The 23,106-nt window shown below is 72.3% G+C and carries 19 protein-coding genes; 15 read left to right on the top strand and 4 right to left on the bottom strand.

What is annotated here, in order from left to right; genetic code table 11:
• The 5 genes from VGX25_RS21645 to VGX25_RS21625 form a co-directional block, all read left to right on the top strand.
• A partial coding sequence (locus tag VGX25_RS21645; RefSeq protein WP_326919681.1) for a vitamin B12-dependent ribonucleotide reductase occupies window positions 1-2,065 on the top strand: 2,065 nt, incomplete at its 5' end.
• A gap of 33 nt (window positions 2,066-2,098) precedes the next feature.
• Window positions 2,099-2,437 carry a hypothetical protein gene (locus VGX25_RS21640; RefSeq protein ID WP_326919680.1) on the top strand — a complete coding sequence of 113 codons (339 nt, stop codon included), beginning with the start codon at window positions 2,099-2,101 and terminating at the stop codon, window positions 2,435-2,437.
• Between the two features lie 72 nt (window positions 2,438-2,509).
• Complete coding sequence (locus VGX25_RS21635; RefSeq protein ID WP_326919679.1) at window positions 2,510-2,761, top strand: hypothetical protein; 252 nt, start codon at window positions 2,510-2,512, stop codon at window positions 2,759-2,761.
• Entirely contained in the window at window positions 2,751-3,353 is a 603-nt protein-coding gene (locus VGX25_RS21630; protein ID WP_326919678.1) for a TetR/AcrR family transcriptional regulator, read from the top strand. The genes VGX25_RS21635 and VGX25_RS21630 overlap by 11 nt, the downstream gene beginning before the upstream one ends.
• A gap of 57 nt (window positions 3,354-3,410) precedes the next feature.
• Window positions 3,411-4,376 (top strand): neutral zinc metallopeptidase, encoded by a 966-nt coding sequence (locus VGX25_RS21625; RefSeq protein WP_326919677.1) that lies wholly within the window; start codon window positions 3,411-3,413, stop codon window positions 4,374-4,376.
• A 143-nt stretch (window positions 4,377-4,519) separates the two neighbouring features.
• Here VGX25_RS21625 and VGX25_RS21620 read toward each other — a convergent pair whose 3' ends face one another.
• Window positions 4,520-5,548 carry a PHP domain-containing protein gene (locus VGX25_RS21620; RefSeq protein ID WP_326919676.1) on the bottom strand — a complete coding sequence of 343 codons (1,029 nt, stop codon included), beginning with the start codon at window positions 5,546-5,548 and terminating at the stop codon, window positions 4,520-4,522.
• 309 nt (window positions 5,549-5,857) lie between these two features.
• On the opposite strand from VGX25_RS21620, the gene VGX25_RS21615 reads away from it, so the two are divergent.
• Window positions 5,858-6,271 carry a DUF3040 domain-containing protein gene (locus VGX25_RS21615; protein ID WP_326919675.1) on the top strand — a complete coding sequence of 138 codons (414 nt, stop codon included), beginning with the start codon at window positions 5,858-5,860 and terminating at the stop codon, window positions 6,269-6,271.
• Between the two features lie 119 nt (window positions 6,272-6,390).
• Window positions 6,391-7,959 carry an aldehyde dehydrogenase family protein gene (locus VGX25_RS21610; protein WP_326919674.1) on the top strand — a complete coding sequence of 523 codons (1,569 nt, stop codon included), beginning with the start codon at window positions 6,391-6,393 and terminating at the stop codon, window positions 7,957-7,959.
• Here VGX25_RS21610 and VGX25_RS21605 read toward each other — a convergent pair.
• The 3 genes from VGX25_RS21605 to VGX25_RS21595 are packed head-to-tail and all read right to left on the bottom strand — an operon-like array spanning window position 7,956 to window position 12,775.
• Window positions 7,956-10,376, bottom strand: coding sequence for a DUF3488 and transglutaminase-like domain-containing protein (locus VGX25_RS21605; RefSeq protein WP_326919673.1), 2,421 nt, complete (start codon window positions 10,374-10,376; stop codon window positions 7,956-7,958). The genes VGX25_RS21610 and VGX25_RS21605 overlap by 4 nt on opposite strands.
• Complete coding sequence (locus VGX25_RS21600) at window positions 10,373-11,638, bottom strand: DUF58 domain-containing protein (protein WP_326919672.1); 1,266 nt, start codon at window positions 11,636-11,638, stop codon at window positions 10,373-10,375. Before VGX25_RS21600 ends, VGX25_RS21605 begins: the two co-directional genes overlap by 4 nt.
• Window positions 11,639-11,644: 6 nt before the next feature.
• Entirely contained in the window at window positions 11,645-12,775 is a 1,131-nt protein-coding gene (locus VGX25_RS21595) for an AAA family ATPase (RefSeq protein ID WP_414635904.1), read from the bottom strand.
• Window positions 12,776-13,153: 378 nt separating this feature from the next.
• Here VGX25_RS21595 and mraZ point away from each other — a divergent pair, with 378 nt between their 5' ends.
• The 8 genes from mraZ to mraY all read left to right on the top strand — a co-directional run bounded on the left by mraZ (window position 13,154) and on the right by mraY (window position 23,104).
• The gene (gene mraZ, locus VGX25_RS21590; RefSeq protein WP_326919671.1) at window positions 13,154-13,585 is read left to right on the top strand and encodes a division/cell wall cluster transcriptional repressor MraZ; all 432 of its coding nucleotides are present in this window, start codon (window positions 13,154-13,156) and stop codon (window positions 13,583-13,585) included.
• 160 nt (window positions 13,586-13,745) lie between these two features.
• Window positions 13,746-14,684 carry a 16S rRNA (cytosine(1402)-N(4))-methyltransferase RsmH gene (gene rsmH, locus VGX25_RS21585; protein WP_326919670.1) on the top strand — a complete coding sequence of 313 codons (939 nt, stop codon included), beginning with the start codon at window positions 13,746-13,748 and terminating at the stop codon, window positions 14,682-14,684.
• Window positions 14,681-15,388, top strand: a complete 708-nt coding sequence (locus VGX25_RS21580) for an FtsB family cell division protein (RefSeq protein WP_326919669.1) — start codon at window positions 14,681-14,683, stop codon at window positions 15,386-15,388. Before rsmH ends, VGX25_RS21580 begins: the two co-directional genes overlap by 4 nt.
• Complete coding sequence (locus VGX25_RS21575) at window positions 15,388-17,307, top strand: penicillin-binding protein 2 (protein ID WP_326919668.1); 1,920 nt, start codon at window positions 15,388-15,390, stop codon at window positions 17,305-17,307. The genes VGX25_RS21580 and VGX25_RS21575 overlap by 1 nt, the downstream gene beginning before the upstream one ends.
• 459 nt (window positions 17,308-17,766) lie before the next feature.
• Window positions 17,767-18,918, top strand: a complete 1,152-nt coding sequence (locus tag VGX25_RS21570) for a hypothetical protein (RefSeq protein WP_326919667.1) — start codon at window positions 17,767-17,769, stop codon at window positions 18,916-18,918.
• Between the two features lie 31 nt (window positions 18,919-18,949).
• A complete protein-coding gene (locus tag VGX25_RS21565) occupies window positions 18,950-20,503 on the top strand; it encodes a UDP-N-acetylmuramoyl-L-alanyl-D-glutamate--2,6-diaminopimelate ligase (protein ID WP_326919666.1) in 1,554 nt (517 codons plus the stop codon).
• A gap of 79 nt (window positions 20,504-20,582) precedes the next feature.
• Window positions 20,583-22,022 (top strand): UDP-N-acetylmuramoyl-tripeptide--D-alanyl-D-alanine ligase, encoded by a 1,440-nt coding sequence (locus VGX25_RS21560; RefSeq protein ID WP_326919665.1) that lies wholly within the window; start codon window positions 20,583-20,585, stop codon window positions 22,020-22,022.
• Window positions 22,019-23,104, top strand: a complete 1,086-nt coding sequence (mraY, locus tag VGX25_RS21555) for a phospho-N-acetylmuramoyl-pentapeptide-transferase (RefSeq protein WP_326919664.1) — start codon at window positions 22,019-22,021, stop codon at window positions 23,102-23,104. The genes VGX25_RS21560 and mraY overlap by 4 nt, the downstream gene beginning before the upstream one ends.
• Window positions 23,105-23,106 lie beyond the last annotated feature (2 nt).

Genomic DNA, 23,106 nt, shown 5'->3' with positions numbered 1-23,106 from the left:
CGTCTGGACCAAGGCGCGCGAGGAGAACAAGATCCGGGCGCTGCGCGACGCCGGCTTCGACATGGACCTGGGCGGCGCCGACATCGTCAGCGTGCAGTACCAGAACGCCAACAACTCGGTCCGGGTCTCCGACGAGTTCATGCGTGCGGTCGAGGACGGCGCCGAGTTCGGGCTGCGCGCCCGCAAGACCGGCGAGGTGATCGAGACCGTCGACGCCCGCGAGCTGTTCCGGAAGATCTCCCAGGCCGCGTGGGAGTGCGCCGACCCGGGCCTGCAGTACGACGACACCATCAACGACTGGCACACCAACCCCGAAACCGGGCGGATCACCGCGTCCAACCCGTGCTCGGAGTACATGAGCCTGGACAACAGCTCGTGCAACCTGGCGTCGCTGAACCTCATGAAGTTCCTGAAGAAGGACGGCACCTTCGACAGCAAGAACTTCGTGAAGGCCGTCGAGCTGGTCATCACGGCGATGGACATCTCGATCTGCTTCGCCGACTTCCCGACCGAGCCGATCGCCGACACCACGAGGAAGTTCCGCCAGCTCGGCATCGGCTACGCCAACCTCGGCGCGCTGCTGATGGCCACCGGGCACGCCTACGACTCCGACGGCGGCCGGTCGCTGGCCGCCGCGATCACCTCGCTGATGACCGGCACCGCGTACCGCCGCTCGGCCGAGCTGGCCGGCGTGGTCGGCGCCTACCAGGGTTACGCGCGCAACGCCGAGCCGCACCAGCGGGTGATGCGCAAGCACGCCGCGGCCAACGACCTGATCCGCACCTACGGCTCCGACGACGCGGCCGTGCACCGGTTGGCCACCCGGGAATGGCTGCGCGGCCTGGAGATCGGCGCGCGCAACGGGTGGCGCAACGCCCAGGCGTCGGTGCTCGCGCCCACCGGCACCATCGGGCTGATGATGGACTGCGACACCACGGGCGTCGAGCCCGACCTGGCTTTGGTCAAGTTCAAGAAGCTGGTCGGCGGCGGCTCGATGCAGATCGTCAACCAGACCGTGCCGCGCGCGCTGAAGTCCCTCGGCTACCAGGACGAGCAGATCGAGGCGATCGTCGAGTACATCGCCGAGCACGGACACGTCGTGGACGCGCCGGGTCTGCGCCGCGAGCACTACGAGGTGTTCGACTGCGCCATGGGCGTGCGGTCCATCGCCCCCACCGGGCACGTCCGGATGATGGCCGCCGTGCAGCCGTTCATCAGCGGCGCGATCTCCAAGACGGTCAACATGCCGGAGTCGGCGACCGTCGAGGACATCGAGGAGATCTACTTCCAGGGCTGGAAGCTCGGCCTCAAGGCGCTGGCCATCTACCGCGACAACTGCAAGGTCGGCCAGCCGCTGTCGGCGGGCAAGGGCGCCAAGGGCGCCGCCGAGAAGGACACGGTGGTCGAGTACCGCCCGGTCCGCAAGCGCCTGCCCAAGAAGCGCCCCAGCCAGACCGTGTCGTTCACGGTCGGCGGCGCCGAGGGCTACCTGACCGCAGGGTCCTACCCCGACGACGGCCTTGGCGAGATCTTCGTCAAGCTCGGCAAGCAGGGCTCCACCCTGGCCGGTGTGATGGACGCGTTCTCCATGTCCATCTCCGTCGGCCTGCAGTACGGCATCCCGCTGGAGTTCTACGTCCAGAAGTTCGCCAACCTGCGCTTCGAGCCGGCCGGCATGACAGACGACCCGGACGTCCGGATCGCCACCAGCGTGCTCGACTACCTGTTCCGCCGGCTGGCCCTGGACTACCTTCCCTACGACAAGCGCGCCCAGCTCGGCATCTTCACCGCCGAGGAGCGCACCGCCCAGGTCGCCAACGACTACAACGGAACGTCCGATGTAGACATCGAGGGGCTGCAGACCTCCGTCGACGCCACCCCCACCCCCAAAGCCGTCGAGCCCGCCCCACCCAAGCCCGAGGCCCACAGCTCCACCGAGCTCCTCGAGCTCCACCTCGGCAAGGCCGCCGACGCGCCCCTCTGCATGACCTGTGGCACCAAGATGCGCCCCGCCGGCTCCTGCTACGTCTGCGAGGGCTGCGGCTCCACCTCCGGCTGCAGCTGACAGCTCGGTCCGTGCCGCCCGATACTCGACCTCGTGGAGATCGGTTCGGGCGGTACGGAGGGGCCTCGGCTCGCCGGAGAGTTGAGTGGGCTGGACAACAACCTGTACGGCTCGCTGGCCGGAGGCCCGGAGCCGGCGGAGGTGGCACGGGCGTTCGTCAATGCGGGGTGGCGGGCGCGCCGACCGTCCTGGACCGGCTACGAGGTCGAGCACTCGTGGGCTCAGATCGAGTTCTTCCCTCGCTGTGACGGCATCACCGGATTCGCCGGCGTGATCGACCCGGGCCGGGTCGATCAGCTCATGGCCACGTTCGGCGCTCTCCGGCTGTCGGGCTCGCTCGAGCTCGAGCCCGGTTCTAGAATGGAATTCTAGAAAGTTGTTCTAGAATCTGGTTGGAGTTCCAGCCGTGGTGATCACCGGCGGGGCGCGGGAACCGGCTACCCCGTGGCGCAGCAGCTCGGCGGCCCGGTCGGTCTGCTGGTGAAGGGCGTGAAGCTGTTCTGGCGGCGGCCCGAGGCGGGCGCCAGACCCGTCGTGCGGCTGGCGACCGATCCCGGGCTGGCCGGGGTGACCGGCCGGTACTTCGACGTCGACGAGGAGGTGCCGCTCGAGCCGGTGGCCGACGACGAGGACCTGGCCAGGCGGACGTGGGACGAGGCGATGGAGCTGACCGCGACGGGATCCGATGTCCCCTAAGCAGGTTCGCGGCGAGCAGACGATCACCAGGCTGCTGGACGCCGCGCTGGAGGTGTACCGGGAGCGGGGGCCGGAGGGCTTCTCGGTGCAGGCGGTGACGGCCGCGAGCGGCGTCAGCCTCGGCAGCCTCTACCACCACTTCGGCGGGTTCGACGACCTCGCCGCCGCGCTGTACGGCCGGTGCATGACCGAGCTGCTCGACGCGATCTTGGACCGGCTTGACCGCGCCCGCACCGCGCGGACCGGGGTGCGGGCCGTGGTCACGGCCTACCTGGAGTTCGTCCGGACGGACCCGGCCAAGGCCCGGTTCATTCACGCCTGGGCGTACGCCGCGTTCCTCCCGGCAAGGGCTGCCGTGATCGCCGAGGCGAAGCGGCCGCGGATCGAGCGGATGATGGCGTGGGCTCGCCCGCACGTCGCGGCCGGGCGGCTGGTCGACCTGCCCGACCCGTACCTGGAGATGCTGCTGATCGGCCCGGTGGCCGAGACCGCCCGGCGGTGGCTGGCCGGCGGGTCGGGCATCGACCTCGAGCGCGCCGAACGGGTGCTGCCGGAACGGGTGTGGCAGTCGCTGCGCGGTCCGGCGGGCTGATCGCCGCGTGGCCTATGCTGTGGCCAGACGCTGGGGGACCGACTCCGAGGTGGGCGAATGCACGATCAGGGGGGCAACTGGTCCACCTGGCCGCCCGCCCAGCCGCCGCGGTCGATCCTGGCTCCGGACTCGCCGGAGCAGCCCAACTCCCCGGCGAAGCTGGCCGGCGTGCTCGGCGTCGTGATCGCCCTCGTCCTCGCCGTGGCCCTGCTCGGCCGCGACGACGTGTTCGACGGCGTCACCGAGATCGCCGGCGTCCCGATCGCCGCGCCCGGCGCACCCAACGCGGCGCCGGGCTCCACCACCCCGAGCACGGGGGCCATGCCGCGCGCGGTGTACCGGTTGGGCGACAACCCGTTGCTGGCCGAGGGAATCGCCATGCCCCAGGTCACCTGCGAGCTGCCGGCGATGAAGAGCGACGCCGAGCAGCTGCGTGCCTACTACCAGGCCGCGATCGGCTGCCTCGACCAGGCCTGGCGGCCGGTGCTGGCCAGCGTCAACGAGCCGTTCACCCCGCCCCGGCTGGAGATCGAGGCCGCCCGCAGCATGTGCGGCGAGGCGCCCTCGGCCGACGAGGCCACCGCCTACTACTGCAGCGGCGGCAAGGTGATCTTCATGCCGGTCGACCGGCTGCTCGATCAGGCCGGGCTCAGCCAGGCTGCGCACCTGACCGTGCTTGCCCACGAGTACGGCCACCATGTCCAGGCGCTGAGCGGGATCCTGACCGCCGCCTACGACAAGGGCGAGCCGTTCGACAAGAAGTCGCCGGAACGCCTCGAGCTGACCAGGCGCGCCGAGCTGCAGGCCAACTGCTTCGCCGGGCTGTTCATCGCCAGCGTGGCCGGGCGCGGATCGGTCGGCACGAAGCTGGCAAGGGCGGCCGCGGACAGCTTCCGCGACACGATCGCCGACGACGCGCACGGCACCATCAAGCACCAGGTCGCCTGGGGCCGGGCCGGCTACGACAGCGGCCGCACCGCCGCCTGCAACACCTGGAACGCGCCGGCCGAAGAAGTGAGCTAGGGGGCCAGTTTCGGTGAGGTGAGGTCTTGACCCTGCCAACCGCACCTCAGGGGACCGTGATGGCACCCAGCCACAATCAACCCGATACCCGCACCATCGGCTGGAACGCAACGACAGCAGTTAATCTCGGAGAGGCGGATCAGCTAATCCCGGAGAGGCGGATCAGCCCAGGCCAGGATGTCGTCGGCCGGCAGGGTGTTGATCACCCGGTCCGGGGTGACGCCGCACTCCTCGCCGCGGGCGCAGCCGAAGGGCTGCCAGTGCAGCTGGCCGGGGGCGTGGGCGTCGCTGTCGATGGCGAACACGCAGCCGAGCTCGACGGCGAGGCGCAGCAGGCGGCGCGGGGGATCCAGCCGGTCCGGCCGGCAGTTGATCTCCACGGCGACGCCGTTGTCCCGGCACGCGGTGAACACCGCCTCGGCGTCGAACTGCGACTCCGGCCGGGGCCGGCGGCCGAGCACCCGGCGGCCGGTGCAGTGGCCGAGCACGTCGACGTGCGGGTTGGCGATCGCGGTGAGCATCCGCTCGGTCATCTCCGCGGCCGGCGAGCGCAGCAGCGAGTGCACGCTGGCCACCACGATGTCCAGCTCGGCGAGCAGCTCGGGCTCCTGGTCCAGCCCGCCGTCGGCCAGGATGTCCACCTCGATGCCGGTGAGGATGCGAAACGGCGCCAGCTCGGCGTTGAGCTCGGCGACGACCGCGAGCTGCCGGCGCAGCCGCTCGGCGGACAGCCCGTTGGCCACGGTCAGCCGCGGGGAGTGGTCGGTGAGCACCATCCACTCGTGGCCGAGCTCGATCGCGGCCTCGGCCATCTCCCGGATCGGGCTGCCGCCGTCGGACCAGTCCGAGTGCGTGTGGCAGTCCCCGCGCAGCGCGGCCCGCAGCGTCTCGCCGCCCCGCACGTCGACCAGCACCCGGGTGGGCCGCCCGCGCAGCTCGGTGAGGTAGGCGGGTTCCCGCCCGGCCGCGGCCTCGGTGATCACGGCCGCGGTGGTCTTGCCGATGCCGGGCAGCGCCATCAGCGTGCCGGCGCCGATCCGCTGGTCCAGCTCGCCGGGCGGCAGGCCGGCGACCCTGGCCGCGGCCCGGCGGAACGCTTGCACCTTGTGCGTCGGCTCGCCGGTCCGCTCGAGGTGGAGGGCGATCTGTCTGAGGGCGTGCACGGGGTCCACGCACAGTGCCTACCGCACCCGGCCGGGAACCACGACCGGCGGGCAGGTGTGAGGCTGTACGCAATTGAGTGACAACTCAGCGTGTATCCAGGTGAGAGTTGTCTGATTTGCCTCCTCGATCGAGCATCCAGGCATGCGCGAGCCCGATCGGTTTTCCTGGTGCCTAAGACCGTGATGCAGGATCGGGTAGTCGCGGAGACTCGTGGCTCGTATTCTGGAAGGTGACGTCCCCGCCCGTGGGGTGCCCGCCGGGACCGGCGGCAACCGTGATCGCCCGGCGCCTGCGACCGTTGTGCCGGAGGAGGAACGATGCCACTCTCCGAGCACGAGCAGCGTCTGCTCGACCAGATCGAGCGCGCGCTCTACGCCGAGGATCCCAAGTTCGCCTCGACGGTTCGTGGCGCGCGACTCAGGCGCCCGTCACGGCGCCGTCGGCTGCAGGGCATCGCCCTCTTCGTGCTGGGCGTCGCCCTTCTCGTGCTCGGTGTGATGCCGGTGCTGCCGCTCAAGCCCGGTGGCATACCGGTGGTGAGCCTGATCGGCTTCCTGGCCATGTTCTTCGGTGTGCTGCTCACGCTGACCGCCATCCGCAACGGCGACCGGGGTGAGGAGGGCTCCGACGAGTCCGGCGGCTCCGCCGGCAACGTCACGAAGCTGCGCAGGAGCTCCTTCTCGCAGCGGATGGAGGAGCGCTTCCGCAAGCGCTTCGACGACGAGCACTAGCACCGGGACGCACAACCAACACGGTCGACGAGACATACGCCGGGCTGTCGGCGTGGACAGCGCTGGTGGGGGTGAAGGCCGCCCCGATCCGTCCCGCCGCACGGAAAGGCTGACGTCCTTTGGCTGGTCTGCACGTACCCGAGTACGCCGAATGGCCACGACTGCTCGAGCGGGTCGCGCGGCTCGCTCCCGCCGCGTTCTCCGGCGACCGTCTCCGCAACCTGCACGAGGGCCGGTGGCAGGACTCCGGTGAGCCGTCGGTGATCACCAGCCCGGTCGACCAGAGCACGCTCGGCCGGCTGTCCAAGATCGACGAGCCGACCGCGCTCGCCGCCGTGGCGCACGCGCACGAGCAGCACCGCGACTGGTCGAAGGCCGTGCTCGCCGACCGCAAGGCCCGGGTCCTGGATGCCGTCGACGCGATGACCGCCGCGCGCGACGACCTGGCGCTGCTGCTGGCCTGGGAGATCGGCAAGCCGTGGAAGCTGGCCTGCGCCGACGTCGATCGCGCGCTGGACGGCGTGCGCTGGTACGTCGACAACATCGACGGGATGCTCGCCACCGACGCCGACGGGCGGCCGTACCAGCGGCAGCCGCTGTCCGGCCCGGTCAGCAACATCGCCAGCTGGAACTACCCGATGAGCGTGCTGGTGCACGCCGAGCTCGTCCAGCTGCTGGCCGGCAACGCGGTGGTGGCCAAGACGCCGACCCAGGGCGGCGCGTTCTGCCTGACCGTGGCGCACGCGCTGATGCACGACGCCGGTCTGCCGGTGACGCTGCTGTCCGGTGACGGCTCGAAGCTGTCCTCGGCGCTGGTCCGCTCCGCGGAGATCGGCGCGCTGGCGTTCGTCGGCGGCCGGGACAACGGCGGCAAGGTGGCCGCCCAGCTGGTGGACACCGGCAAGCGGCACATGCTCGAGCAGGAGGGCCTGAACTGCTGGGGGATCTGGGACTTCTCCGACTGGGACAGCCTGGCCGCGCAGCTGCGCAAGGGCTATGAGTACGCCAAGCAGCGGTGCACCGCCTACCCGCGGTTCGTCGTGCAGCGTGAGCTGGTCGACACCTTCCTGGCCACCTACCTGCCGGTGGTCACGTCGGTCCGGTTCGGCCACCCGCTCGCCGTCGCCGACGACGGGGACCCGCTGCCGGAGCTGGCCTTCGGCCCGCTGATCTCCGCAGCCAAGGCGGCCGAGCTGCGCGCCAAGGTCGACGAGGCGCTGCACCACGGCGCCATCCCGCTGTACCGCGGCACGCTGGACAACGGCCGGTTCCTGCCCGGCCAGGACACGTCGGCCTACGTGGCGCCGAACGTGCTGCTCGCCCCGCCCGGCGCCAGCCGGCTGATGCACGAGGAGCCGTTCGGCCCGGTCGACACGATCGTCGTGGTGGACACCAAGGCCGAGCTGCTCGCCCAGATGAACGCCTCCAACGGCGCACTGGTCGCCAGCATCGCCTGCGACGACGTCGAGCTCGCCACCGACCTCGCCGAGCACGTCCAGGCGTTCAAGGTCGGGGTCAACAAGCCCCGCTCCCGCGGCGACCGCGACGAGCCCTTCGGCGGCCGCGGCGGCTCCTGGAAGGGCGCCTTCGTCGGCGGCGTCCACCTCGTGCACGCCGTCACCCAGGGCCCGGCCGACGAGCTGCTGTACGGCAACTTCCCCAACTACAGCCGTTACCCGGAGGTCTAGCGGGCTCGGCGCAGCCGGCCGAGCACGGAGCGGGGGAACAGGCGGGCCCGCAGCGCGACGGGGGAGGTGCGGTGCAACCCCGCGACCAGGTCGTCGAAGGCGGAGGGGAGGGCCGGGTCGGGGTCGGGGCGGGCGCTGTACCAGGAGCGCTCGACGGCGCCGACCACGGTGCGCAGCGCGCGCTTGCCGTCCTCGTCGAGGTCGTGCTCGCGGGCAAGGCGGCGGGCGGTCATGCGAACGGTTTCGGCGCGGATGAGCTCGGTGCCGCGGTCGAGCGTCTCGGCCATCAGCTCCTGCCACGCGGCGGACGCGGCCAGGGCATGGTTGCGGTGCACGGCATGGCGGCGGGAGCGGCGCTGCCACTGGCGCACGAAGCCGGGGGCGGCGGCCAGGGTGAGGGCGACGATCAACGCCGACAGCCACCACGAGACCAGGGCGGCGGCGAGCACGACGGACAGCAGCCAGCAGATGGCCGCGATCGGGATCAGCACCCGCCGGCCGGTGATGAACCGGCCGGGCAGCATGCCGCCGGCCGCGAGCAGGGCCAGCACGGACAGCAGCAGCGCGACCAGCGCGATGGCGCCGGTGGTCCAGCCGATCCAGGCCGGCTTTCCTTCCTGCGGCGCCGAACCGGGCGCGGCGCCCTGGTCGGGGTCGGCGCGGTCGTCGCGCGGGGTCGCGGCGCCCGCCGACGACGGGCTGCTCGGCGTGGTGGTCTCCGCGGTCGGGTCGTCGGTCGGGCCGGCCGTGCCGCTCGGCGTGGCGTAGGGCGGAGTGTAGGCGCGGCCGTCGTTCAGCGGCGTCGGGTCGAACATGATCCAGCCCTGGCCGGGGAAGAAGATCTCCACCCAGGCGTGCGCGTCCTTCGTGGTGATCGAGCGGTAGTCGCCGATGACGTACCCGCCGGTGTAGCCGATCGCCACCCGGGACGGCAGGCCGGCCGCGCGGGCCAGGATCGCCATGGCCGAGGCGTACTGCTCGCAGAACCCGGCCCGGCTGCGGAACAGGAAGTCGTGCAGCGCGTCCTCGTCGGCGCCGGTGGCCGTCTGCAGCGCGTAGATGAACCTGTTGCCGTCGAAGAACTTGTCCAGTGCGACGGCCTTGTCGTACGGGGTCGACCGGCCGGCGGTGATCTGCTCGGCGAGCCCGGCGACCTCCGGGTCGATGTCGCCGTTGTCCAGGTAGCTCTGGTCGATGTCGCCGTAGTCGGTCCCGGCCACGCGCAGGTCGTCGGCGGTCGGCTGGCCGAGGTCGACGTCCTCCCGGTACCGGGCCAGCCTGCGCTTGCTCTCGCTGTAGACCATGCCGCTGCCGGCGTCGTAGCGCATGCCCTGGGGCAGGTTGCGGATCCGCCGCGGCGTCCCGTACACGCCGGCGAACAGGTCCTCGTAGTTGATCGTCTCGATGTCGATCGTGGTGAACTGGCCCGGCTCGCGGCTGCCTGGCGGCAGCGGCAGCTCCCGGCCCGCCGGCGTGCCCTGCGGCATGGGCTGCCGCAGCTCCCAGCCGCCGTTGCGGTTGTAGACCGACAGCGTCATCGCGCGCATGTACCGGCCGTCCTGGCCGAGGCCGCGCACCCGGAACAGCTCCCGGTTCTCGCCCTGGTCGAGCATGCCGCGCAGTTGGGTGAACGGCTTGAGGCCGAGGCCCCCGGCGCCGCCGGTGCCCGCGTTTCCGGGCAGCTGGCCGACCGTGCCGATGGCGGTGATCGTCGAGCCGGCGATCAGCGCGAGCAGCAGCGCGGCCGACACGTGCGTGGCCGGCGAGCCGACCCCGGCGCCGGTCCCCGGCATGGTCGGACGGTTGCGCCACTGCTGGTGCCGGTGCGCCCCGTCCACCGCGAGCAGCAGCGCGAACGAGCCCGCCCCGAGCACGAACGACCACCAGGGCAGCATCTCGTCGGCCAGCGACGCCGGCACCGCGTACACGCACAGCAGCACCAGCCCGCACGCGGCGGGCGTGCCGGCGGCCACGGCCAGCGTATCCACCAGCACGGCGACCAGGCCGATCGCGATCACCACGAGGCACAGCACGGCCGCGGAGGGCTCGACCGGCGGCACCCCGGTGCGGACCACCTCGACCGAGCGCTGCAGCACGTCGCCAAGCTCGGAGATGGCCGCGGGCCCCGGCAGCAGCCCGAGGATGCCGGTGTTGGTGAACAGCGCGACCAGCAGGCACAGCACGGCGAACAGCTGCGCGAAGGCGACCAGCACGACCGGCGTCCGCACGGCCCGCAGCCCGAGGCCGGTCGCGGTCACCACGATCACGGCCACGCCGGCGTAGCCCAGCCAGCGCAGGCCGTCGATCACCCCGGACATCGCCGTGGACGCGCACAGCGTGGTCAGCGCGGCCACCACCGGCGTGACCGTCATCGACCACTGCTGGGCGGTCATCTCCGGCTGGGCTGGTGCGCTCATTGACCGGCTCCGGCGATCATGGCCTCGCCGCGGCTGAGGCCGGTGCGGCACAGGTTGGCCCAGACGCGGTGCATCGCGATGTCCGGCTGGGCGACGGTCACGCCCCAACCGGCGGCGCGCAGCAGCGCGACCGAGCCCTGCTGGTCGAGCGGCGGGTCGTCGCCCGCGCCCCACGCGGGCGCGTCCAGCAGCACCGCGAGGCTGCGGCTGCCGCGGCCGCGGTGCCGGACGAGCTGGCCGAGCGACTCGGCGCTGGCCGCGCCGACGATGGCGATGAGCTCCTGCCCGTGCCCGGGATCGGACCGCAGGTCCACGTCGCGCTGCGGGGTGGGCTGCAGCGCGGCCAGCGCGTCGAGCACGAGGTTGTCGTGGTGCGTGCCGTCGCCGGAGTCGCCGACCAGCAGCCGCCCGCTCTCGGTCACCAGCCGGATCCGGTGGCCGTGCCGGTGCAGGTGCAGGCACACGCTGGCGGCGAACGAGATCGCCCACTCCAGGCTTGCGCTCGGGCCGGCGCCCCGGTGGGCCGACGCCCGGTGGTCGAGCAGGATCGTGGTGCCGCCGCGCCACGGGCGCTCCTCGACCCGCACCATCATCTCGTCACGCTTGGCCGTGGACCGCCAGTGCACCTTGCGCAGGTCGTCGCCCTGGCGGTACGGGCGGACGATCGCGTCGTCCTCGCCCTGGCCGGCGTTGAGCCGCACCGAGCCGTCGTCGCCGGAGCCGAGCCCCGAGCCGCCCGGCACGCCGGCCAGCCGGACCACCCGCGGCACGACGATCAGCCGCGAGGTGTGCGCCAGGTCCCGTTCGAACTCGGCAAGCCCGAACGGGTCGGTGATCGTGGCCTTGAGCGGGCCGAGCTGCTGGATGCCCCGCAGCGTGGGGTGCACGGTGTAGCGCAGCTGGGTGCCGGTATGCCGGGGCAGGTGCTCGATGACGAACCGGGGCTTGCCGCCGAGCGCGTACGGCACGCCGTCCTGGATGAGCAGCCCGCCGGTGGGCAGCCGGCCGGTGCTGCGCACGTGCAGGGCGACCTCGGCCCGGCCGCCGACCGGCACCCGGACCGGGTTGATCCGGCGCTCGGCGTGCAGCCCGACCCTGGCCACCGCGGTGAGCACGCACACCAGGATCGGCAGCGCCACCACGAACACCGAGACCCGCAGCAGATCGCGCTCGTTGAGCACGATCGAGCAGAGCGCGGCGGCCAGCCCCGCGGCCAGGAGGCACCGGCCGCGTGTGGTCAGACCGGACAGCGCGCCCCGCACCGGGGGTTACCTCGTTCGCCGGGGCGCCACCCCGGTCACCCACTGGGTGCTGGGATCGTGCGCGCCCTGCGGCACCGGAACCCGCTGCACCAGGCTGCGGATCAGGTCGGCCGGGGAGCGCCGGCTGGCCTGCGCCTCGGCGGTGAGCACGAGCCGGTGGGCGAGCACCGGGATGGCCACCGCGTGGATGTCGTCCGGCACCACGAAGTCGCGGCCGGCCAGCGCCGCCTGCGCGCGGGAGGCCCGCACCAGGTGCAGGGTGGAGCGCGGGGAGGCGCCGATGCGGATCTCCGGCAGCCGCCGGGTGGCCGACACCAGCTCGACGGCGTAGCGGCGGACGTCGGCGGACAGCTCGACCCGGCGCACGGTCTCGATCAGCGAGATGATCTGGGCGGCCTCGGAGACCGGCTGCAGCGCGGCGAGCGGGTCGGCGCCCGCGTGCTCGTCGACCATGGCCAGCTCGGCGTTGGGGTCCGGGTAGCCGATCGAGACGCGGGTGGTGAACCGGTCCCGCTGCGCCTCGGGAAGGGCGTAGGTACCCTCCATCTCGATCGGGTTCTGGGTGGCGATCACCATGAACGGCGCCTGCAGCCGGTAGGTCTGCGTGTCGACGGTGACCTGCTGCTCCTCCATGCACTCCAGCAGCGCCGACTGGGTCTTCGGGGAGGCGCGGTTGATCTCGTCGCCGACCACGATGTTGGCGAACACCGGACCGGGGCGGAACTCGAAGTCGTTGGTCTGCCGGTTGAAGATCGACACCCCGGTCACGTCGCTTGGCAGCAGGTCCGGCGTGAACTGGATCCGGCTGACGGTGCAGTCGATCGACCGGGCCAGCGCCTTGGCCAGCGAGGTCTTGCCGACCCCCGGCACGTCCTCGACCAGCAGGTGGCCCTCGGCCAGCAGGGTCACCAGCGCGATCCGGACCACCTCGGGCTTGCCGACCAGGACCTTCTCGACGTTGGCCGCGATCCGCTGGGCGGTCGAGTGCAGCTCATCGAGGGCGGGAGCCGCACGGTACGCGGCGCCGTCGATCGGGTGGTGGGAGTTCGTCGTGGGGACTCCCGGCACATAGCGATCGCCGCCAGGCGCGCCGTAGGGGTTACCGGGCAGCGCAGCTGGCGGGGTACTGGACGTCACTCGACCTCCCGATGGTCGGACCCGTCAGCCACATGGGTTGCGGCGAGGGCGCAGCATGTCACCAAGTGTGTCAAACCAAGGCGAAGTCCCCCACACCCCACGATGCCCCACAACCAGTACGTCGCGCAGCCGAATGACGTTCCCGGGGCTACCTAGGGGCGGGGTGAGTGACGCCAGATCTCCGGTATTCCCCGGGGCGGCATCCCCCAACCCGGTCATTCTCCCCACCGTCCCCCACCCGTCTGACCAGCGCTCTAGCTGGGCAAACGGCGACTGCCCCGCGGCCCGAATGGGCCGGAACGGGTTGACCGTGGTGAAAAGTGGGGTACTGTGGCGCCATGTGGGGCAGACGGGGGCCCCATGGGGAGGTGAGCACCGATGTTTCTCGGTACCCACACCCCGAAACTCGATGACAAGGGGCGGCTCACGCTGCCTGCCAAGTTCCGAGACGCGCTAGCGGGTGGACTGATGGTCACCAAGGGGCAGGACCACTGCCTCTACGTCTTCCCGCGAGCGGAGTTCGAGGAGATGGCACGCAAGGTGGCCGCGGCGCCCCTGACCAACGAGGCGGTCCGCGCCTACCAGCGGTATCTGTTCGCCGGCACCGACGAGCAGCGCCCGGACGGGCAGGGACGGATCGCGATCGCACCGGAGCTTCGGCGCTACGCCGGGCTGACCAAGGAGTGCGTGGTCATCGGTGCGATCACCAGGCTGGAGATCTGGGACGCGCAGGCGTGGCAGAACTACCTGGACGAGCACGAGGACGCCTACTCCGCGGCTCGCGACGAGGTTCTGCCCGGCGTGTTCTAAAGCTTCCGGCCCGCACGTGGAGCCGTAGGGGACGCGGGTGCCGCCAGGCCTCGGTCCGCTCGCCATCGGCCCTGGCGCACCTTCCCCGGTGCCAGGTCCGACGAGCGGGCGGGGACCTGGCGGTGCTCGGGTTTGGACAAGCGCAGGGGAGGCGAAGCCGATGCACGAGCCGGTGCTGCTCGACCGCGTGCTCGCCCTGTTCGCCCCCGCGCTGGCCGAGCGGCCCGCCGTGCTCGTCGACGCCACCGTAGGGCTTGGCGGGCACGCCGACGCGCTGCTGTCCGCGCACCCGGAGCTGACCCTGGTCGGGCTCGACCGGGATCCGCACGCGCTGGCCGCGTCCACCGACCGGCTGGCCAGGCACGGCGACCGGGTGCGGCTGGTGCACGCGGTGTACGACCGGATGCCGGCCGTGCTCGCCGAGCTCGGGCTGTCCTCTGTGGACGGTGTGCTGTTCGACCTCGGGGTCTCGTCGATGCAGCTGGACCGCGCCGAGCGCGGGTTCGCCTACGCCAAGGACGCCCCGCTGGACATGCGGATGGACCAGACCGCCGGCAAGACCGCCGCGGACGTGCTCAACACCTACCCCGCCGAGGAGCTGGCCAGGATCCTGCGGGAGTACGGCGAGGAGCGGTTCGCCCAGCGGATTGCCAGGGCCGTGGTGAGCGAGCGGGCCAGGGAGCCGTTCGCCACCAGTGCCCGGCTGGTGCGGCTGCTCTACGACACCGTGCCCGCGGCCACCCGGCGGACCGGCGGCCATCCGGCCAAGCGGACCTTCCAGGCGCTGCGCATCGAGGTCAACGGCGAGCTCGACGCGCTGCGCAGGGCACTGCCCGCGGCGCTGGCCGCGTTGCGGGTCGGCGGCCGGATCGTCGTGGAGTCCTACCAGTCGCTGGAGGACCGGCTGGTCAAGCAGGCGTTCGCCGAGCTGGCGCGGTCCCGCACCCCACCGGGGCTGCCGGTCGAGCTGCCCGGCCACGGGCCGTCGCTGCGCCTGCTCACCAGGGGTGCCGAGCGGGCCGGTGAGCAGGAGATCGAGAAGAACCCCCGCGCCGCCTCGGTCAGGTTGCGTGCGGCCGAACGAATCGAGGCAGCATGACGATGACGGCACCGACCAGGACCCGGACGCGGACTCGCGGCCGGGCGGCCACGGAGACCGCGAAGCCGGCGGCGACGGTCGACACCACTGCGCTGCTGCCCGACACCAGCCCGGCCACCGAGCGGCCGAGCGGGCGGCCGCGATCGGCCGCGGCACAGCGTGCCTACGCCCGGCGGGCGCAGCGCGAGGGCCGCGCGCCGGAGCGGGCGGAGGCCGACTCCCCAGGCGGGCGCGCCCGGTTCGTCGTCCTGATCATCGCGCTGCTCGTGGTCGGGATCGCGGCCACGCTGTGGCTGTCCACTCAGGCCATCGCCGACTCGTACCGGTTGGAGCAGGCCAAGAAGGAGGCCACCGACCTGTCCGAGCGGGCGGACGCGCTGCAGCGCGAGGTGACCAAGCTGGGCTCGCCGGCCGCGCTCGCCGAGCGCGCGCGGGAGCTGGGCCTGGTCTTCCCCGGTGAACCGGCCCGGCTGGTGGTCCAGCCGGACGGCACGGTGGTCGTGGTCGGCGAGCCGAAGCCGGCCGAGGCCCCCGCCCCGCCTGCGCCACCCGCCGAGCAGCAGCCACCGGCCCAGCAGCAGCCGGCCGACCAGGCGCCCCCGGCCGACCAGTCGCAGACCGCGCCCGACGGCGAGCAGGGCGACGCCGAGCAGGGCGCCGACCCGCCCGCACCCGAGCAGGGCGCCGCAGCCGGGGCAGGCTGATGCCCCATCCACGGGGCGGGCGCCCGGCACGACCAGCGGCCCGCCGGGCGCCGCCGCCCCCGTACCGGACCAGACACGCGCCCATCCGGCCGCGCCGGGTACGGCCGGCGACGCCGCACGTCAACCCCCGCATCCGGGTGGTCGTCGTGCGCTTCCTGCTGATCGCCGCCCTGGTGGCGGCCGGGCTGCGGCTCATCCAGGTCCAGGGCCTCGAGGCGGAGGCCCTGGCCACGCGGGCCGAGCGGCAGCGGGCGACCGAGATCGACATCCCGGCCACCCGTGGGTCCATTGTGGACAGAAACGGGGTGGAGCTCGCGTTCAGCGTGGAGTCGCGGGTGCTGGCGTTCCGCCCGAACGCCCAGCGCGTGGAGACCGACAAGTACAACCGGGAGCATCCGGACGCGCCGCTGAGCTTCGACGAGCGGACCGCGTACATCGCAAGGACCATCCGGGAGACCCTCGGCGGCGGGATCAACGAGCAGGAGCTGCTCGACAAGCTGCGCCGCGACGCGTCGTTCATCTACCTGGTGGACAACGTCGAGCCGGCGAAGGCAAGGGAGATCCAGAAGAAGGTCCCCGAGATCAACGTGGAGTACCGGGCGGTCCGCGAGTACCCGGGGCACTCGGTGGCGTCCAACATCGTCGGCGTGGCCAACTGGCGCATGGACGACCCCGATCCGGAGAAGCACAACCTGCACGGCCTGTCCGGGCTGGAGATCCTGCGGGACAACGACCTGGCCGGCACGCCCGGCCGGCGGATCGTGGACACCGAGAACGACAGCGGCGTGGTGATCCCGGGCACCGAGCGGGACGTGCAGGGCGCCACCGACGGCTCGGACCTCGAGCTGACCATCGACGCGGACCTGCAGTACTTCCTGCAGCAGCGGGTGGCCGACTACGCCGCGCGGGTCGGGGCGAACAGCGCAAGCGCGGTGATCATGGACGCGCACACCGGCGAGGTGTACGCGCTGGCCAACGACAAGAGCTTCGATCCGATGAACCCGGGCGGGTTCGAGCTCAAGGACATGGGCAACCCGGCGGTCACCACCCCGTACGAGCCCGGCTCGGTGAACAAGATCGTCACCGCGCTCTCCGCGATCGAGTACGGGATCACCACCCCGGACGCGCAGCACCGGGTGCCGGGGCAGATCCGGATCGCCGACCGGGTGGTGCACGACGCGTGGAACCACGGGACGCAGACGTTCACCACCACCGGCGTGTTCGCCAAGTCGTCCAACGTGGGCACGCTGATGCTGGCGCAGAAGGTCGGGCCGGACCGGTACGCCGACATGCTGTCCCGGCTCGGGTTGGGCCAGCGGACCGGGGTCGGGCTGCCCGGGGAGAGCCCCGGCCGGGTGCCGCCGCGCGGGCAGTGGTCCGGCAGCACGTTCGGCAACCTGCCGATTGGGCAGGGGCTGTCGATGACCGTGCTGCAGATGGCCGGCATGTACCAGACGATCGCCAACGACGGCGTGCGCGTGCCGCCGCGGATCGTCCGGGCCAAGATCAACCCGGACGGGACCCGGGTCGAGGAGCCGCGGCCGCAGGAGGTCCGGGTGGTCAGCCCGGAGACCGCGCGGACCGTGCGCGACATGTTCCGCGCGGTGGTGCAGAAGGCCCCCAACGGCAACTCCGGCACCGCGCCGGCGGCCGCGCTGACCGGCTATCAGATCTCCGGCAAGACCGGGACCGCGCAGCAGGTGGTCAACGGGCGGTACAGCGACTCCAAGTACTGGATCACCTTCGCCGGCATCCTGCCGGCCGACAGCCCCCGGTTCGTCGTGGGCATCGTGCTCGACGGGCTGTCCCACGGCTCGGCCGCCCCACTGTTCCACGACATCGCGTCATTCCTGGCGCAGCGCTACGCCATCCCCATGTCCAAGGAGCCGAGCCCGTTCATGCCCTTGGTGGCCGGGTGAGGTGCTCGCCCGACTGCGCGGCCACCAAGGTGACCACAGCGCGCGCCACGGGGGCCGAAGGCAGGGCTCCGGCAAAGTCGCCAAAGATCGCCACGCGAGAAGACGCGGCCGCGCGGCGGCCGCCTCTTCTGGCATTGCCAGCTGGGGCCATCGGCCGCACCCGACCCGCCGCACTCCCGACCGGGCAACCCGGTGAGCAGACCGAACACCGAAAGCATGATCATGGCTTTGTCGAAGCCCGGGGCCGAAGGCCGGTGAGGTGCTCGCTGACAGCGCGGCCACCAAGGTGACCACAGAGCGCGCCCTCCGGCCGAAGGCCCGCAATCGCGGTGGCAGGGCCCCGGGCCGGTACTGCAGAGTGAGGTTCATCGAGGCCCTGCCGGAGCGATTGCGCCGCGCGCGAAGTCGCGGAGATTAGGGGCGGAGATACGGAGATACCGGTCCCCGTAAATTGTTCGGGTGGTCCTGCCCCAGATCGTGGAGCTGCGCCGCCGGCTCGATGCGGCGCTCGAGGTGCACGGCTCGGTGGATGCCGAGGTGTACGCCAAGTCGGCGGCCGACGTGCTGGACACGGTCGAGTCGTTGATCGCGTCCGGGCACGCCGCGGAGGCCCGCCCGCTGGCCCGCCACGCGGTCGAGCGGATCACCCGCACCCTGCTGTTGATCGACTCCGCGGATCTGGTCGTCGCGGCCTGCCAGCGTGCCCTCGGCCTGTACGCCATGGCCTGCTCGGCGGCCCGGCCGAACGCCGTCAAGCTGGCCCGCTGGCTGTTCCAGCTGCAGGTGGACAGCCCCGGCTGGCCGACGGTCGAGCTGGCCGCCTTCGCCGACGCGCTGGGCGACGCCGGACTGGCGGCGTACCGCGCCCTGCTCGACGAAGCCTGGCAGAACCGCTCGTCGGACTCGCTCGACGAGGCCGACATCCGCCTGGCGCTGACCCTGCTCGTCATGCGCGAGCGCCTGGCCACCTTCGACGGCACCTCGGTCAACGTGGCCGACGCCCTGCCCGAGGGCCTGCCGACCCCCGCGGCGTTCCTCGGCGTGGCGTCCGGCGGGCACACCAACTGGCTGGTCGAGTTCCTGGTGCAGGCCTACCTGGACGGTGGCCGCGCCGGCGATGCCTTGGAGCTGCGCCGTTCCGAGCTTCGCGCGCGCCCGGTCCGGGAGCACTACGCCAAGCTCAAGGAGACCGCGCTGCGGCTCAACCGCTGGCCCGAGATCCGCCCGTGGGCGCTTGATGTTCTGCACTCCGGCGGCTCCGGCGACGACATCGTCGGCGCCATGATCGACGACGTCGACCCCGACGCCGCCTGGGCGGCCGCGGCGCGCTACGGCTGCGCCGCCCCGCTGTGGCTGGAGGTCGCCCGCCACCACGCCGAGCGCCGCCCCGCCGACGTGCTCCCCGGCTTCCGCGCCCTGATCATCGAGTGCGCCGCCCGCACCGGCCGCCGGCACTACCGGGAGGCCGTCGCGTTGCTCCACGAGCTACGCGCGCTGTCCGAACGCTGCGGCCGCCGCACCGAGTTCGCCGAGTTCGTCGGCGCCCTGCGCACCCGGCACCGGCGCAAGCGCGCGCTGCTCGACGAGCTCGACCGCGCCCACCTGTCATGAGCCGATTTCCGCGCAGGTAGCCTCTCGCGACGTGCCCGCCAAGCTGGTCGGCAAGGCCGCCACGGCGCCACCCCGGCCCTCCCACGTCACGCCCGTGCCACTGCCCGCATTGGCTTCCCGGGCCGGCGCCCACCTGATCTCCGAGCGGGCCGCCGATGTGCGCGTGACCGGGGTGACGCTGCGCGCACAGCAGGTGCGGCCCGGTGATCTCTTCGCGGCCCTGCCGGGCGCACGGGCGCACGGCGCCGACTTCGTCGAGACCGCCATCGCCAACGGCGCGGTGGCGGTGCTCACCGACGCGGCGGGGGCCGGCCGGCCGGCGGCCACCCGGGTTCCGGTGCTGGTGCACGAGGATCCGCGGCGGATTCTGGGCGACGTCGCGGCATGGATCTACGCCGAGCCGTCGCTTCGGTTGTCGGTGCTGGGAATCACCGGTACGTCGGGGAAGACCACGACGTCGTACCTGATCGAGTCCGGGCTGCGCGCGGCCGGGCGCCCGACCGGTCTCATCGGGACGGTCGAGACGAGGATCGCCGGGCAGCGGCTGGACAGCGCGTTCACCACGCCGGAGGCGCCGGATCTGCAGGCGCTGTTCGCGGTCATGGTGGAGCGCGGGGTCAGCCACGTGGCCATGGAGGTGTCCAGCCACGCGTTGCGGCTCGGGCGGGTCGGCGGCACCCGGTTCGCGGTCGGCGCGTTCACCAACCTGTCGCAGGATCACCTGGACTTCCACGAGGACATGGAGGATTACTTCCAGGCCAAGGCGTTGCTGTTCGACGGGCGGTCCACGGTGGAGGTCGTGTGCACCGACGGCCGGTGGGGGCGGCGGCTGGTGACCCCGGAGACGATCACGGTGGCCACCGAGGGCGACGGCGACTGGACCGCGTCGGACATCGGGACCGACCGCACGGGCGCGCAGTCCTTCGTGGTGCACGGGCCGAACGGCCTGCGGCTGCCCGCGACGCTGCCGATGCCGGGGCGGTTCAACGTGGCCAACGCGTTGGTGGCGGCCGCGTGCCTGCACGCGGTTGGCGTCGAGCCCGACGCCATCGCGACCGGACTGTCCACTGTGGAGGTTCCGGGGCGGATGGAGCCGGTGGTGCTCGGCCAGGATTTCACCGCCGTGGTGGACTACTCGCACAAGCCGGCGGCGGTGGCGCTCGCGCTGGACGCCGTGCGGGAGCGCAATGCCGGCAAGGTGATCGTGGTGCTCGGCTGCGGCGGCGACCGGGACGTGGCCAAGCGGCCGCTGATGGGCGAGGCCGCCGCCCGGCGCAGCGACTTGCTGATCGTGACGGACGACAACCCGCGCAGCGAGGACCCGGCCGCCATCCGCGCGGCCATGCTCGCCGGAGCGAACAATGTGCCCGCGGCGCAACGGGGTGAGGTGATCGACATCGGAGATCGGCGGGCGGCCATCGAGGCCGCGGTCGACCGGGCCGGCCCGGGCGACGTCGTCGTCATCGCCGGAAAAGGGCACGAGACCGGGCAGGAGGTCGGCGGCGTGGTGCACCCCTTCAACGACCGCGACGAGCTGCGGGCGGCAATCGAACGGCGGATGCGCAGGGAGGACCCGACCACATGACTTCGCGGCAGTCGCGGCGACCATCGAGCGCGCCGCTGGCCGAAGTTTGCGCGGACTTCCGAGAAGGACTGGAGTGCCGATGATCCCCATGACGCTCGCGGAGATCGCCGCGGCCGTCGGCGGGCGGCTGGACCGGGCCGCCGGTGAGGAGCTGGTCACCGGCGCGGTCGAGTTCGACTCCCGGGAGATCGGGCCGGGCGGGCTGTTCGTGGCGATGCCCGGTGAGCGGGTGGACGGCCACGACTTCGCGGCCGAGGCGGTCGCCGCGGGCGCCGTCGGCGTGCTCGCCGCCCGCCCGACCGGCGTGCCCGGGGTGATCGTGCCGCCGGTGAGCGAGGCGCACACCCGGTCGGTGGCGCTCGCCGGGGACCGGGACGGTTCCGGGGCGGCCGTGCTGGCCGGGCTCGGCGCGCTGGCCAGGGCGGTGGTCGACCGGCTCACCGCGACCGGCCTGACCGTGGTGGGGGTGACCGGCTCCTCCGGCAAGACGTCCACAAAGGACCTGCTGGCGCAGGTGCTCGAGCCGATGGGCGCGACGGTGGCGCCGCCCGGCTCGTTCAACAACGAGCTTGGCCATCCGTGGACGGTGCTGCGCGCCGACGGCGGCACGCGGTACCTGGTGCTCGAGCTGTCCGCCCGCGGCCCGGGGCACATCGCCGCGCTGTGCACAACGGCGCCGCCGCGGATCGGCGTCGTGCTCAACGTGGGCACCGCGCACCTCGGCGAGTTCGGCTCCCGCGAGGACATCGCGCGCACCAAGGGCGAGCTGGTCGAGCAGCTGCCGCCGGACGGGCTGGCCGTGCTCAACGCCGACGACCCGATCGTGTCCGCGATGGCCGACCGGACCGCGGCCAGGGTCGTACGGGTCGGCCGGGCCGAGACCGCGAACCTGCGGGCCGTCGACGTCGAGCTGGACGAGCAGGCACGGGCGAGCTTCCGCATGGTGACCCCGAAGGGCGAGGCGGTCGTGCGGCTCGCGCTGCACGGGGCGCATCACGTCGGCAACGCGCTGGCCGTCGCCGCGGTCGGGCTCGAGCTGGGGGCCGGCCCGGACGAGATCGCGGGGCGGCTGTCCGCGGCCCGGCGCCGGTCCGCGCGGCGGATGGAGGTGACCACCAGGGCGGACGGCGTGACCGTGGTCAACGACTCGTACAACGCCAACCCGGAGTCGATGAGCGCGGCCCTGCACACCCTGGCCGCGATGGCCGGGAGCGACCGGAGATCATGGGCGGTGCTCGGCCTGATGGGTGAGCTCGGCGACGCCACCGACGCCGCCCACGAGGAGATCGGCCGGCTGGCGGCCCGGCTGGGCGTCGATCGCCTGGTGGTGGTCGGCGAGGACGCGAGCGCCGTGCTGGCCGGCGCGAAGGGAGAGAGCTCTGTGCTGGTGCCGGACGTCGACGCGGCGGTGGCGCTGCTGCGGGCCGAGCTGCGGCCGGATGACGTCGTCCTGATCAAGGCGTCCAAGGTGGTCGCGCTGTGGCGGGTCGCCGACGCGCTGCTCGGTGATGCGGCGTGAAGGCGATCCTGATCGCCGCGGCCATCGCCATGGTCGTCGCCATCCTCTTCACGCCGTACCTGATCAGGTTCTTCTCCCGGCAGGGGTTCGGCCAGGAGATCCGCGAGGAGGGCCCGCAGGGGCACCAGTCCAAGCGCGGCACGCCGACCATGGGCGGGGTCGCGATCCTGGTCGCGATGTGGACCGGCTACCTGATCGCGCACCTGATCAACGCGATGTCCGACGGCAGCGAGGCGCCGACGATCTCCGGCCTGCTGGTCCTGTTCCTGGCCACGGGCCTTGGCATCGTCGGGTTCTTCGACGACTTCATCAAGATCCGCAAGGGGCGCAACCTCGGCCTGAACAAGACCGGGAAGATGGTCGGGATGCTGCTGGTCGCGGTGGCCTTCGCGATCGTCGCGTCGCAGTTCCCCGACGACTTCGAGCTGCGCCCGGCCTCGCTGAACGTGTCGTTCGTGCGGGACATCGCGATCCTGTCGGTCGGCACGGTCGGGTTCATCGTGTTCTGCTACCTGGCCGTGGCCGCGTGGTCGAACGCGGTGAACTTCACCGACGGCCTCGACGGGCTGGCCGGCGGCTCGTCGGCCATGGTGTTCGGCACCTACGTGGTGATCTCGTTCTGGCAGTTCCGCTACAACTGCGGGGTCGACCAGCCGACCGTCGGCTGCTACCACGTGCGCGACCCGCTGGATCTCGCCGTGATCGCCGCCGCGGCCATGGGCGCCTGCATCGGCTTTCTGTGGTGGAACGCGGCGCCGGCCAAGATCTTCATGGGGGACACCGGCTCGCTCGCCCTCGGCGGGCTGGTCGCCGGGCTGTCCATCACCACCCGTACCGAGCTGCTGATGGTCGTCGTCGGCGGGCTGTTCGTGGTCGAGGCGCTGTCGGTGGTGCTGCAGATCGCCGTGTTCCGCACCTCCCGCCGCCGGCTGTTCCGCATGGCCCCGTTCCACCACCACTTCGAGCTCGCCGGCTGGGCCGAAACCACGGTGATCATCAGGTTCTGGCTGCTGGCCGGCATCTGCGCCATGTTCGGCCTCGGCCTGTTCTACAGCGAGTGGCTCACCGCCACGGGAAGCTAGAC

The sequence above is a fragment of the Actinophytocola sp. genome (genome assembly GCF_035942955.1).
Taxonomy (GTDB): domain Bacteria; phylum Actinomycetota; class Actinomycetes; order Mycobacteriales; family Pseudonocardiaceae; genus DASYTH01.
The sequence above is the reverse complement of the archived record's forward strand: the minus strand, read 5'-3'. Positions and strand labels throughout refer to the sequence as shown.

Coding starts and splice junctions, on each gene's coding strand:
- rsmH (WP_326919670.1), top strand. CDS start 13,746: ATGCACGAGCCGGTGCTGCTCGACCGCGTGCTCGCCCTGTTCGCCCCC.
- VGX25_RS21575 (WP_326919668.1), top strand. CDS start 15,388: ATGCCCCATCCACGGGGCGGGCGCCCGGCACGACCAGCGGCCCGCCGG.
- VGX25_RS21560 (WP_326919665.1), top strand. CDS start 20,583: ATGATCCCCATGACGCTCGCGGAGATCGCCGCGGCCGTCGGCGGGCGG.
- VGX25_RS21625 (WP_326919677.1), top strand. CDS start 3,411: ATGCACGATCAGGGGGGCAACTGGTCCACCTGGCCGCCCGCCCAGCCG.
- VGX25_RS21605 (WP_326919673.1), bottom strand. CDS start 10,376: ATGAGCGCACCAGCCCAGCCGGAGATGACCGCCCAGCAGTGGTCGATG.
- VGX25_RS21580 (WP_326919669.1), top strand. CDS start 14,681: ATGACGATGACGGCACCGACCAGGACCCGGACGCGGACTCGCGGCCGG.
- VGX25_RS21630 (WP_326919678.1), top strand. CDS start 2,751: ATGTCCCCTAAGCAGGTTCGCGGCGAGCAGACGATCACCAGGCTGCTG.
- VGX25_RS21615 (WP_326919675.1), top strand. CDS start 5,858: ATGCCACTCTCCGAGCACGAGCAGCGTCTGCTCGACCAGATCGAGCGC.
- mraZ (WP_326919671.1), top strand. CDS start 13,154: ATGTTTCTCGGTACCCACACCCCGAAACTCGATGACAAGGGGCGGCTC.